This window comes from Rhodanobacter sp. G2-10, from assembly GCF_055809185.1.
Genome location: NZ_CM147900.1, coordinates 54,713 through 67,144, shown reverse-complemented (window position 1 = coordinate 67,144; position 12,432 = coordinate 54,713). Strand labels below are relative to the sequence as shown.

9 protein-coding genes are annotated in these 12,432 nt (G+C 67.4%); 7 read left to right on the top strand and 2 right to left on the bottom strand.

The window, feature by feature from the left end; all coding sequences use genetic code 11:
* Nucleotides 1-43 precede the first annotated feature (43 nt).
* The 7 genes from leuB to ilvA all read left to right on the top strand — a co-directional run bounded on the left by leuB (nucleotide 44) and on the right by ilvA (nucleotide 8,353).
* Complete coding sequence (gene leuB, locus AC0L58_RS00325; RefSeq protein ID WP_473685538.1) at nucleotides 44-1,222, top strand: 3-isopropylmalate dehydrogenase; 1,179 nt, start codon at nucleotides 44-46, stop codon at nucleotides 1,220-1,222.
* A gap of 189 nt (nucleotides 1,223-1,411) precedes the next feature.
* Complete coding sequence (gene ilvD, locus AC0L58_RS00320) at nucleotides 1,412-3,115, top strand: dihydroxy-acid dehydratase (protein ID WP_473685536.1); 1,704 nt, start codon at nucleotides 1,412-1,414, stop codon at nucleotides 3,113-3,115.
* On the top strand, nucleotides 3,112-4,122 hold the full coding sequence (ilvC, locus tag AC0L58_RS00315; RefSeq protein WP_473685534.1) for a ketol-acid reductoisomerase: 1,011 nt from the start codon (nucleotides 3,112-3,114) through the stop codon (nucleotides 4,120-4,122). The genes ilvD and ilvC overlap by 4 nt, the downstream gene beginning before the upstream one ends.
* Before the next feature lie 71 nt (nucleotides 4,123-4,193).
* Nucleotides 4,194-4,535 carry a VOC family protein gene (locus tag AC0L58_RS00310; protein WP_473685532.1) on the top strand — a complete coding sequence of 114 codons (342 nt, stop codon included), beginning with the start codon at nucleotides 4,194-4,196 and terminating at the stop codon, nucleotides 4,533-4,535.
* 60 nt (nucleotides 4,536-4,595) lie between these two features.
* Nucleotides 4,596-6,461 (top strand): biosynthetic-type acetolactate synthase large subunit, encoded by a 1,866-nt coding sequence (ilvB, locus tag AC0L58_RS00305; RefSeq protein WP_473685530.1) that lies wholly within the window; start codon nucleotides 4,596-4,598, stop codon nucleotides 6,459-6,461.
* Between the two features lie 93 nt (nucleotides 6,462-6,554).
* Nucleotides 6,555-6,803: an acetolactate synthase small subunit gene (gene ilvN, locus AC0L58_RS00300; RefSeq protein WP_473685528.1), complete on the top strand. Its 249-nt coding sequence runs from the start codon at nucleotides 6,555-6,557 to the stop codon at nucleotides 6,801-6,803.
* Entirely contained in the window at nucleotides 6,800-8,353 is a 1,554-nt protein-coding gene (gene ilvA / locus AC0L58_RS00295) for a threonine ammonia-lyase, biosynthetic (RefSeq protein ID WP_473685526.1), read from the top strand. The genes ilvN and ilvA overlap by 4 nt, the downstream gene beginning before the upstream one ends.
* A gap of 111 nt (nucleotides 8,354-8,464) precedes the next feature.
* Here ilvA and AC0L58_RS00290 read toward each other — a convergent pair whose 3' ends face one another.
* Nucleotides 8,465-9,622 (bottom strand): GGDEF domain-containing protein, encoded by a 1,158-nt coding sequence (locus AC0L58_RS00290; protein ID WP_473685524.1) that lies wholly within the window; start codon nucleotides 9,620-9,622, stop codon nucleotides 8,465-8,467.
* 133 nt (nucleotides 9,623-9,755) lie between these two features.
* Complete coding sequence (locus AC0L58_RS00285) at nucleotides 9,756-12,347, bottom strand: bifunctional diguanylate cyclase/phosphodiesterase (protein WP_473685522.1); 2,592 nt, start codon at nucleotides 12,345-12,347, stop codon at nucleotides 9,756-9,758.
* Nucleotides 12,348-12,432: the final 85 nt, after the last annotated feature.

The window sequence follows — 12,432 nt, the reverse complement described above, 5'->3', positions numbered from 1 at the left end:
GGGATGACGGCGATTCCGTCGCCCTATTCGAGAACACCCGCGCATGAAAGCACACATCGTCACCCTGCCCGGCGACGGCGTCGGTCCCGAAGTCACCGCCGCCGCGGTGGCCGTGCTCAAGGCCGTCGCGGCACGCTGCGAGCACGTGTTCCACTTCGACCCGCAGTTGATCGGCGGCGCCGCCATCGATGCCTGCGGCGAACCGTTGCCGGCGGCGTCACTGGCCGCTTGCGAATCGGCCGATGCCGTGCTGCTGGGCGCGGTCGGTGGCCCGAAGTGGTCGGACCCGAACGCACGGGTGCGGCCCGAACAAGGCCTGCTCGCCCTGCGCGCCGCGCTGGGGGTCTATGCCAACCTGCGTCCGCTGCAGGTGCATCCGGCGCTGGCCAGGTTGTCGCCGCTGAAGAACGAACGCCTGCACAACGTCGATGTGCTGTTCGTGCGTGAGCTCACCGGCGGCGCCTACTTCGGTGCGCGTACCCGCAGCGCCGACACGGCCACCGACGAGTGCAAGTACAGCGTGGCCGAAATCGAACGCGTGTGCCGCCGCGCCTTCGAGCTGGCGCGCGGCCGTCGCCGCCATCTCACGTCGGTGGACAAGGCCAACGTGCTGGAGACTTCGCGCCTGTGGCGCAGCACGGTGCAGCGTCTGGCCGCCGAGTATCCCGACGTGACGGTCGAACATCAGCTGGTCGACTCGATGGCGATGCTGCTGCTGACCCGGCCCGGCGCCTACGATGTGGTGGTCACCGAGAACCTGTTCGGCGACATCCTCACCGACGAGGCCGCCGCGCTGGCCGGTTCGCTTGGCTTGTTGCCGTCGGCTTCGCTGGGTGATCGCGCGCCCTCATCCGGTCCTGCGGACCACCTTCTCCCGTCAACGGGAGAAGGCAGTGTGGAGCGGCCTGCGACCGCCTCATCCGGGAGGGGCCTGTATGAACCGATCCATGGATCGGCGCCGGACATCGCCGGCACCGGCACGGCCAATCCGGTCGGCGCGATCCTGTCCGCCGCGCTGCTGCTGCGTCACTCGCTGCAGTTGGAGGCCGAGGCGCAGGCGGTCGAAGCCGCGGTCGACCATGTATTGCGCGATGGCCCGCATACGCGCGACCTGGGCGGCAGCGCCGGCACCGATGTCGTGCTCGCTGCGGTGCTGGCTGCGCTGGACAGCCAACTCGACAACGCCGCCACCTTCCCGAGTGGGGCACGCGCATGCGGTTGAGTCGCAGCCACCACGAATCACGCTTTCCCCAGCGGGTACATGGACGTATCCGTATTTTCTGCCGCCCCTTGCGTGTTGCCGACACCGCACGGTTTGCGAACGCCGTGATGGCGCCTGATTCGCCCTCCGTCCAGTCACCCTCCCCGGCACGCAAGGGGCGCTTTTCCTTCAACCGCAACTGGAATTCCCATGCGTAGCGACCTGATCAAGACTGGCCCCGACCGCGCCCCTGCCCGCGCCATGTTGCGCGCCACCGGCCTCGACGACGAGGCGATTGCCAAACCACTCGTGGCGGTGGTGCACACCTGGTCCAATGTCAGCCCGTGCAACCTCAACCTGCGCGAGCTGGCGGTGGAGGCTGCGGCCGGCATCCGCGCCGCCGGCGGCACGCCGGTGGAGTTCAACACCATCGCCGTCACCGACGGCATCGCGATGGGCACGCCCGGCATGCGCTCGTCGCTGATCAGCCGCGAGGTGATCACCGACTCGATCGAGCTGGCCGTGGATGGCCACTGTCTGGACGCGATGGTGGTGCTGTGCGGCTGCGACAAGACCATCCCGGCCGCGGCGATGGCGATGGCGCGCCTGAACATCCCCGCGGTGGCGCTGTACGGCGGCACTATCGCGCACGGCACCCACGATGATCACCCGATCACCGTGCAGCAGGTGTTCGAGGCGGTCGGCGCGCATGGCGCGGGCAAGATCAGCGACGAGGAGCTGACCTCGGTGGAGCGTGACGCCTGCCCCGGCGCCGGTGCCTGCGGTGGCCAGTTCACCGCCAACACGATGGCGATGGTGCTGACCACGCTGGGCCTGTCGCCGCTGGGCTACAACGACGTTCCCGCCACGCACCCGGCCAAGGGCGCCACCGCGTTCCGCTGCGGCGAACTGGTGATGGAATGCCTGCGCGAGAAGCGCACGCCGCGTGAACTGATCACCCGCACCTCGATGCGCAACGCCGCGCGCATGGTCGCCGCCACCGCCGGCTCCACCAACGCGGTGCTGCACCTGCTGGCGATCGCGCGCGAAGCGGGCGTGGAATGGACGATCGAGGATTTCGAGCCCGCCTCCGCGCACACGCCGGTGATCGCCGACCTGCTGCCGGGCGGGCGCTACACCGCGGTCGAGCTGTTCGGCGCGGGCGGCAGCGCACGGGTCGCGCAGGAATTGATTGACGCCGACATGCTGGAAGACACCCCCACGGTGACCGGCCGTTCGCTGTTCACCGAAGTCGCCGGCGCGCCGCGCGCCGAGCAACAGGACGTGGTGCATCCGGTCAGCGCACCGCTGAAGCCGCGCGGCGGCTACTCGATCCTGTACGGCAACCTCGCGCCGGAAGGCTGCATCCTGAAGATCCCCGGCAAAAGCGGCAGCTTCGAAGGCAGCGCGCGCGTGTTCGAGAGCGAGGAAGCGGCCTTCGCCGCGGTGCAGGGCGATCGCATCCATGCCGGCGACGTGATCGTGATCCGAAATGAAGGTCCGGCCGGCGGGCCCGGCATGCGCGAGATGCTCGGCGTCACCGCGGCGCTGGTCGGTCGTGGCCTGGGCAACGACGTGGCGCTGATCACCGACGGCCGCTTCTCCGGCGCCACGCATGGCTTCATGGTCGGCCACGTGGCCCCCGAGGCGGCACGCGGCGGCCCGATCGCGCTGCTGCGCGACGGCGACCGCATCGCCATCGATGCCACGCGACGCGAGCTGCGTACCGATGCCGATCTGGCGGCGCGCCGCGCCGACTGGCAACCGCCGACGCCCAAGGTCACGCGCGGCGCGCTGGCCAAGTACGCCTTGCTGGTCGGTTCCGCGTCCGACGGCGCCACCACCCATCCCGACACCCGCGTTCCGCATCGCAACCCATCCACTGCAACAGTCACCGAAGGAGTTTCCGCATGAGCAGCAACAATCCCCTCGCCTCATCCCGCATCGCCGTGCTCGGCTACGGCAGCCAGGGACGTGCGCACGCGCTGAACCTGCGCGACTCCGGCCTCGACGTGGTCGTCGGCCTGCGCCCGAATGGCCCGACCTGGCACAAGGCCAAGGCCGACGGGTTCCAGGTGGCCGAGCCCGCCGAGGCGGTCAAGGGCGCCGACCTGGTCGCCGTGCTCACGCCGGACATGGTGCAGCCCACGCTGTACACGGAGTCGATCGAGCCGAACATCAAGCCCGGCGCGGCGCTGCTGTTTGCGCACGGCTTCAACGTCCACTTCGGCCAGATCGTGCCGCGCGAGGACATCGACGTGATCCTGGTCGCGCCGAAGGGTCCCGGCGCGCTGGTGCGCAGCGAGTACGAACGCGGGCGCGGCGTGCCCTGCATCTGGGCCGTGCACCAGGACGTCAGCGGTCAGGCCGAAGCCAAGACGAAAGGCTATGCCGACGGCATCGGCGGCGGTCGCGCCATGATCATCAAGACCGATTTCAAGGAAGAGACCGAGACCGACCTGTTCGGTGAGCAGGCGGTGCTCTGCGGCGGCGCCAGCGAACTGGTGACCAAGGGTTTCGAGACCCTGGTCGAGGCCGGCTACCAGCCGGAGATCGCCTACTACGAGGTGATGCACGAGCTGAAGCTGATCGTCGACCTGTTCTACGAGGGCGGCCTGACCAAGATGCTGCAGTTCGTCTCCGAAACCGCCCAGTACGGCGACTACGTCAGCGGTCCGCGGGTGGTCGACGACGGCGTCAAGGCACGCATGAAGGAGGTGCTGACCGACATCCAGGACGGCACCTTCGCGCGCAACTGGACGGCCGAGTACGCCGCCGGCCTGCCCAACTACAAGAAGCTCAAGCAGGCCGACCTCGACCATCCGATCGAGAAGGTCGGCGCGAAGTTGCGCGCCCAGATGCCGTGGCTGCAGCCCAGTGCAGCCAAGGGCGTGGTCGAACCGCTGAAGAAGGTGGGCTGAGCCCGCACCGGACTGCCGGCGCCCATCGCCGGCAGTCCATCACGTCATTGTCCAAATACACGAGGTTTGCCATGAAACGTTTTCACATTGCCCTGGCCGTTGCCGACCTGGACGCCTCCATTGCCGATTACAGCGCCCGTCTGGGCCAGCCGCCGCAAGCGGTGGTCGCCGGCGCCTACGCGATGTGGCGCACCGACCAGCTGAATTTCTCGATCAACCAGCAACCCGGACACGCCGGCCAGCTGCGCCACGTGGGCTTCGAGGATGACGACGCGCACGGCTTTACCTGCGAGACCGACGTCAATGGCATCGCGTGGGAAAGCTTCTCCGCCCTGGCGCAGGAGCTGCGGATCATCTCCACCTACGGCGTCCCGGCCCACGAGCCGGTGGCCGAAGAGCTGATCCGCAATTAGGCAGTCCTTCGCAACCCACGCCCGAACCGCCGACCCGCTCGGCGCACCCAGGAAATCATTGTGAGCACATCAAGCCAGACAGCCAACGCTGCCGCCTTCACCGTCGAACACCCGCCGCTTGCCCATGCGCCGACCAGCGGCGCCGAAGCCATCGTGCAGGTACTCGCCGACGAGGGTGTGGAGATGATGTTCGGCTATTCCGGTGGCGCGATCCTGCCCGTGTACGACGCGGTGTTCCGCTACAACGCGTTGCATCCGCGCGCCGACGGCAGCGAGCCGATGCCGTTGGTGGTGCCAGCCAATGAGCAGGGCGCCGGCTTCATGGCAGCCGGTTATGCACGCGCCTCGGGCAAGGTCGGCGTGGCGATCGTCACCTCCGGCCCCGGCGCCACCAACATCGTCACGCCGGTGCGCGATTCGATGGCCGACTCGGTTCCGCTGGTGGTGATCTGTGGCCAGGTCGGCACCGCCGCGATCGGCAGCGATGCATTCCAGGAAGCGCCGGTCAGCAACATCATGGGCGCCTGCGCCAAGCATGTGTTCCTGGTCACCGATGCGTCGCGGCTGGAGGTGACCTTGCGCACCGCATTCATGCTGGCGCGCAGCGGCCGTCCGGGCCCGGTGGTGGTGGACGTGCCCAAGGATGTGCAGAACGCGGCGATCGCGTGGCAAGGCACTGGTGAACTGCTGCTCAGCGGCTACCGGGCGCGCCTGCGCGCAGTGGAACAGTCCAGTCTGGGCGACGCCGATTGCGCGGCATTCTTCGCCGCGCTGGCGCAGGCACGCCGGCCACTGATCTACGCTGGTGGCGGGGTGATCGCGGCGGCCGCGGCCCCGGCGCTGCGAGCCTTCGTCGACCAGTTCCAGCTGCCGGTGACGACCACCCTGATGGGCCTGGGTGCGTTCGACACCACCGACCCGCTGGCGCTGCACATGCTCGGCATGCACGGCACCGCCTACGCCAACTACGCGGTGGAGGATTGCGATTTCGTGCTGGCCCTGGGCGCGCGCTTCGACGATCGCGTTGCCGGCGTGCCCGACAAGTTCGCGCCACGCGCGAAGTTCATCGCGCAGATCGACATCGACCCGGCCGAAATCGGCAAGGTGAAGCAGGCGCAATGGCACCACGTCGGCCCGCTCGATCGCGCGCTGGCGCGGCTCATCGAGTACGGCCAGACACACGCGGTCAAGCCCGACCTGTCCGACTGGCACGGCGAGGTGGCCGCGCTCAAGCGCGCGCACGCGATGGACTACGACCGCACCGGCACGCTGATCCAGCCGTATGCGGTGATCGAGGCGATCAACCGGCACGCCAGGGGACGAGCGATCGTCAGCACCGGCGTCGGCCAGCACCAGATGTGGGCGGCGCAGTACTTCGATTTCCGTGCGCCGCGGCAATGGCTCACCTCCGGTTCGATGGGCACGATGGGTTTCGGCCTGCCCGCCGCCATCGGCGCGCAGTTCGCGCGTCCCGATGCGCTGGTGATCGACATCGACGGCGATGCCAGCATCCGCATGAACATCGGCGAGATGGAAACCGTCACCACCTACGGCCTGCCGCTGAAAATCGTGGTGCTCAACAACCGCGGCGACGGCATGGTGCGGCAGTGGCAGAAGCTGTATTTCAAGAGCCGCTTTGCGGCCACCGACAAGAGCCTGCACAAGAAGGATTTCGTGCTGGCCGCGCAGGCCGACGGCTTCGCCTGGGCGCAGCGGCTGGAGCGCAACGGGGACCTGGAATCGACCATTGCGGCATTTCTCGCCTTTGATGGGCCGGCTTTCCTCGAGGTGATGATCGATCCGGATGCCGGGGTGTACCCCATGGTCGGTCCCGGCGCCAGCTACGCACAGATGATCACCGGCGATTTCATTGCCGCGCGGAACGCGCCTGAGCCGGCCGAAGAAACTGCCACCGCGATGTTCTGACAAGAGCCGGCGGGCAGAGCCCGCCCTACCACGGCACCGTAGGGCGGGCTCTGCCCGCCGCTTCTGCCGAAACCACGACCACCGGAGTCAACCATGAAGCACACCTTGTCCATCCTGATGCAGAACGAATCCGGCGCGCTGGTGCGCGTGGCGGGCCTGTTCGCGGCGCGCGGCTACAACATCGACACGCTGACGGTGGGGCCCACGCATGACCCGACTGTCTCGCGCCTGGTGCTCAGCCTGCAGTGCGACGAGGCCAGCCTGGCCCAGATCATGCAGCAGACCCGCAAGCTGATCGACGTGCTGCAGGTCGCGCATCCGGCGACGGCGCTCGCGGCGTGAATGCAGTCGCGCCACTGTCCGTGGACGACGAAGGCGACCTGCCGACGCGGATCCGCGCCGCGCGCGTCTACGACGTGGCGCGCGAATCGGCGCTGGAAACCGCGCCGCTGCTGAGCACGCGATTGGGCCAGCCGGTCATGCTCAAGCGCGAGGACCAGCAGCCCGGGTTCTCGTTCAAGCTGCGCGGCGCGTACAACCGGATGGTGCAGCTGGACCCGGCGCAGCGCGCGCGCGGCGTGGTGGCGGCTTCGGCCGGCAACCATGCGCAAGGCGTGGCCCTGGCCGCGGCCAAGTTGGGCATCCGCGCCACCATCGTGATGCCGGTGACTGCACCGCAGGTGAAAGTGGACGCGGTGCGCCGTTTCGGTGGCTCGATGGTCGAGGTGGTGCTGACCGGCGATTCGTACAGCGAGGCACAGGCGGCCGCCGCGCAGCTGCAAGCCGAACGGGGCGCCAGCTTCGTCCATCCATTCGACGATCTGGCCGTCATCGCCGGCCAGGGCACGATCGCGCTGGAAATCCTGCATCAGCACCCCGGCCCGCTGCACGCCTTGTTCGTGCCGGTCGGTGGCGGTGGGCTGCTGGCCGGCGTCGCTGCCTGCATCAAGGCCATGCGACCGGAGGTGCGGGTGATCGGCGTACAGGCGGCGGATTCGGATGCGATGGCGCGCTCGCTGGAGAAGGGTACGCGCGTCGTGCTGGACGAGGTCGGCCTGTTCGCCGACGGCACCGCCGTGAAGCAGGTCGGCGCGCTGACGTTCGAGCTGTGTCGGCGACATGTCGATGGCATGCTGCGGGTGGATGCCGACGCGATCTGCGCCGCGATCCGCGACATCTACCACGACACCCGCAGCGTGCCCGAGCCCTCCGGGGCGCTGGCGCTGGCCGGCCTGAAACAATACGTCGCCACGCACGGCGCCGGCGATGGCACGCTGGTGGCGATCGTGTCCGGCGCCAACATGAACTTCGATCGGCTGCGCTTCGTCGCCGAGCGCGCCGAACTGGGCGAACAGCGCGAGGCGGTCTTCGCCGTGACCATCCCGGAAGAACGCGGCAGCTTCCGCCGTTTCTGCGCGACCCTCGGCCAACACGCGATGACCGAGTTCAACTACCGCATCGCCGACACCCGCACGGCGCAGATCTTCGTCGGCGTGCGGATTGCCAGCCGCGCGGGACGCGAAGCGCTGGTCGACGCGTTCCGGGAACAATCGTTTGACGTGCTTGACCTCACCGACGACGAGCTGGCCAAACTGCACCTGCGCCACATGATTGGCGGTCGCTCGCCGCTGGCACACGACGAACTGTTGTACCGCTTCGAGTTTCCCGAGCGTCCCGGCGCCCTGGTGCGGTTCCTCGACCGGTTGCACCCGGACTGGAACGTCAGCCTGTTCCACTATCGCAACCACGGCGCCGATCACGGCCGCATCCTGGTCGGCATCCAGGTGCCGCCCAGCGAGCACGCACTGTTCCAGCAGTTCCTCGACACGCTCGGTTATCCGTACGTGGACGAGAGTGCGCATCCGGCCTATCGGTTGCTGCTGCGCAGCTGAGCCGGGATCGTCCCTCCCGGTCGCATCTTGCAAGGATGCCAGGCAGCCGGCGGGCAGAGCTTCCCTGCGAATGACGGTCGCGGCGCGCATCGCGCGCCGGCAGTTGCCGCCTCAGAACAGGTCGATGGTGCCGGCTACCTTGTCATGGCCAAGCAGGCCGCCCGCGCCCAGTTCTTCGTAGCCACGAATGCCGTTGCGCCCGTTCTGCTTGACGAAGTACAACGCCTGATCGGCGCGATCCAGCGCACTGGCGGGATAGTCATGTGCTCCGATCCGGGCGTAGCCGATGCTGATGGTGATATGTCCGATCTGCGGGAACTCGTATTCCTCGATGCGCCGGCGGAAGCGTTCCAGAACGGCCTGCACGGTGGCTTCGTCGGTGGCACTGAAGAGGATCACGAACTCTTCTCCACCAAAGCGGAACAGCACATCGCCCCGACGGAAGCAGGCGCGCATCTGCTGTGCCAGCAGCAGGATCACCTCGTCGCCATAGATATGCCCGTAGTTGTCGTTGATCCGCTTGAAATGGTCGATGTCGAGTATGCCGACCCACACCTGGGGCGCCTCGCCAGTCGGTGCATGGCGTTGTTCGCGTGCTGCGGGCGCATCAGCCGAATGGCCTTGCTCGTCGCGCTGCTGCAGCAGGCGCTGCAGCTGTCGTTCCAGGCTGCGGCGGTTGTACAGGCCGGTCAGCTTGTCGTGTTCGCTTTCGTGCAGGAGCGCGGTGTAGTTGGCATAGATGCGCGCGAAGCCGTCGATCAGCTGACGACTGGTCGAAGGTGCCATGTAGCTGTCCAGCTGCAGCGCACCGATCGCGCGTCCGTCACGCATGATCGGGACCACCTGCCGGTGCAGGCCGTCGGTCACCTCGGTTATGGCCTTGAGCCGGTCCAGGCAGTGATGCAGGAGCTGCAACGTCGCATGGATCCGTGCTGGCTCGACCGGATGTACCCGGTACGCGCCCAGCATGTCCGGCGCGCAGCGGACGATGCTTTCCAGATCGGTTTCATCCGGCCCGCGTTTGGCCAGGATCACGCTGCGGGCCGAGGTCAGCTCGGCAAGGGTGAGCACAAGGCTGTGATCGAGCGCATCGATATCACGATGGTGGGTCAATGCAGCCAGCGAATCGAGCACACGCAGTTCACCCGGAGCCTCCACCGCGGCTGGCGCGGCGGCATCCGGTTCGGAGATGCCAGCAGTGTCCGCCTGGTCGGCAAACGCGTGGGCCAGCATCAGTGTGTCCTCCTCGATGGTTTCCTGCTCGATCACAGGCGCTCCAGGCGCCAGTCCCCCCGGACTCAAGTGGCGCGTGCATGACGAAACCACAAACGGTGCCGTCCAGTGACGGTATCGGCCACGCGGGGATGAACTTTAATGGGTGAAGCGGCCGTTCCGGATCCGCTCAGTCGCGCTGAAAACACGCCGGTTCGGGATGATGCAGGGCGAAACCCTGCACCAGGTTCACGCCCAGCGCATCCAGAGCCTGCGCCGTCTCGAGATCGGTCACCCATTCGGCCACGATCTTCAGCCCGAGCCGGTGCCCGATGTCGGTCACGGCCTTGACCATCAGATGACTGACCGGGTCGGTCAGCATGTCGCGCACGAAACTGCCATCGATCTTGATCACGTCCAGCGGCAGGTTTTTCAGATAGGTGAACGAGGACATGCCGGCACCGAAATCGTCCATCGCGACCTTGCAGCCGACACAGCGCAGGCGCTCCATGAACCGCACGACCTGCGAGAGACTGCGCACCGCCACGGTCTCCGTGACCTCGAAGCAGACCCGCTGCGGCGCCACCTGGTAGTGCTGCAGCCACTCGATGATCTGTTCGGCCAGCGACTCGTCTTCCACGCTGGCGCCAGACAGGTTGATCGCGGCCAGACTCAGCCCGGCGCCCACCGGGTGCAGGCGATCGAAATTGGCCAGCGTGGTCTCCACCACCCAGCGGTCGATCGCGGGCATCAGACCATAGCGTTCGGCCGCCGACATGAATACGCCAGGCACCACCAGTTCACCGGATTCGTCGCGGAAGCGCAGCAACATTTCGACGCGCACGTCGCGCGCTCCGGTGGTCAAGGGCAGCTCGCGGATTTCCTGGTAGACCAGGACCAGACGCTGCCCATCGATGGCCCGGCGCAACCGGTGTACCCATTCCATCTCACCGCGGCGCTGCGCCGCGCCGTCGTCCCGCCGCGAATGGAACTGGACACGATTGCGACCCAGGTCCTTGGCCAGATAGCAGGCCGAGTCGGCATCGGCCAGCAGGTCTTTGGCGATCAGCCCGGGCAGGTCGATCAGCACTGCCCCGATGCTGGCGCTGATCGAGTAGCTGTAGTGCTCCCACAGGAACACATAGCCGTCGACGCAGCGGCGCAAACCTTCCGCGATCGCCACGGCCTCGTCACGATCTGCGAGATCGACGGCCAACACGCCGAATTCGTCGCCGCCCAGGCGCGCCAGCACGTGGCGCGTATCCAGCTGTCGACGCATGACGATGGCCAGCTGGGCCAGCAACTGGTCGCCGGCTGGATGACCGGAGGTGTCGTTGATCAGCTTGAACTGGTCCAGGTCGACGTACAGCACCATCGCCAGCCGGGAGCCTGGCTGCATCGCAAGCAGGGCCTCGTCCAGCCGACGCTCGAATTCGCGCCGGTTGACCAGACCGGTCAGGGCGTCGTGGCTGGCCTGATAGCTCAGCTTCTCGGTCAATTCGCGTTGCTCGGTGATGTCGGTAGCCACCATCAACAGTTTGCGCTGACCATCGAGCACCACATGGGCTATCGCCACGTCCGCCCAGAACCGGGTGCCGCTCTCGTGGTGCAACCAGGCCGTGGTTCGTTCGCTGGAGCGGACTTCCACGTCCCGCGGCAAGCGAGGCAGGTCCCGCTGCGCAAACAGGTCCGGCAGCCCGCGCTCGCCCACGCTTTCGCCCAGACGTTCGCGACAGGCCTGGTTGGCGTAGGTGATGCGCCCGCTGGCGGCATCGGCCAGCAGCACCAGTGCCGGCAGCAGGTCATTCAACGCGCGAAAGCGCTCCTCGCTCTCGCGATAGCGGCGGCTCATCTGGCTGCCGAGATCAAGCGCACGCTGACGCGTGCTGGCAATGGAGAACAGCAACAAGGCCAGCAGCACACTCGCCAGCAATCCGGTCAACAGGGCAGGGTCACGCCACTGGATACCGCCGGGTCCGCTGTCGAGCGGGTGCATCGCCACACTCCACACGCGTCCGCCGTAGTCCAGGCGACGCTCAAAGCGAAAATCCGACGATGACGGCACAAGCCCCGGATGCGAATCGAACAAGGCCCGATCGATACCCTCGGTGACATCGCTGACGCGCAAGTGCAGCGCATGCAGCGCCCCACCCGGCAGAGGGTTGCGGATCAGGTCGTCGATCCGGAACAGCAGCGCGAGCGAGCCGCTTGCACGGGCACGTCGCTCGCTGAGCGATTGCGGCGTGGTGCCGGGACTGTACGTCGCCAGCCGCAGCACCACGCCATCAACCGGTTCCCGCCCGGCAACCTGCGCGCTCAACGGATAAGGTGCCGACAGGGCCACCCGACCGCTGTCGCGCGATTGCACCAGGGCGGCCATGTTGCGGGGGTCCGCCTGCACGTCGAGGCCGATCAACCGCTCGTTGTCCCGCCGCGGTTCAACCCACCGGGTCAAGTAATGCTCGCCGCCGGCAAGCACTTCACGGCTGGCGTAAGTCAGTGCCTGCAGGCTGGGCAAACGGTTGCGCGGGCGCAGATTGGCGTAGAAGTCGCCGAACTCGGGCGCCGTTACCTGATCGGAGGTGAGAAACAGCGTCTGCGCGGCGCGCAGCAGCAGCTCGGCCGAATCGAGCTGGGTCTGCAAGGCCGCGTAGCTCTTGTCGGCCAGCTCGGCGTGCCTTTGCGCCTGTTCGGACTGCAGGCGCGCGCGTTGTTGCACATGCACCGCCGCCGTCAATACCAGTCCCAGCAGCAGCGCGGACAGGCTCCACAAGTATGCCATCAGCGGTCGCGGGGAAGGCCGCGCAACGGGTTGATCGACACCGCGGCGACCTTTCCACGCCGCTGGTGCGGAATCGTTGGAATCC

Excerpts from the sequence above, each read along its gene's own strand:
- AC0L58_RS00285 (WP_473685522.1), bottom strand. The coding sequence starts at position 12,347 with ATGGCATACTTGTGGAGCCTGTCCGCGCTGCTGCTGGGACTGGTATTG.
- ilvD (WP_473685536.1), top strand. The coding sequence starts at position 1,412 with ATGCGTAGCGACCTGATCAAGACTGGCCCCGACCGCGCCCCTGCCCGC.
- leuB (WP_473685538.1), top strand. The coding sequence starts at position 44 with ATGAAAGCACACATCGTCACCCTGCCCGGCGACGGCGTCGGTCCCGAA.
- ilvC (WP_473685534.1), top strand. The coding sequence starts at position 3,112 with ATGAGCAGCAACAATCCCCTCGCCTCATCCCGCATCGCCGTGCTCGGC.
- AC0L58_RS00310 (WP_473685532.1), top strand. The coding sequence starts at position 4,194 with ATGAAACGTTTTCACATTGCCCTGGCCGTTGCCGACCTGGACGCCTCC.
- ilvN (WP_473685528.1), top strand. The coding sequence starts at position 6,555 with ATGAAGCACACCTTGTCCATCCTGATGCAGAACGAATCCGGCGCGCTG.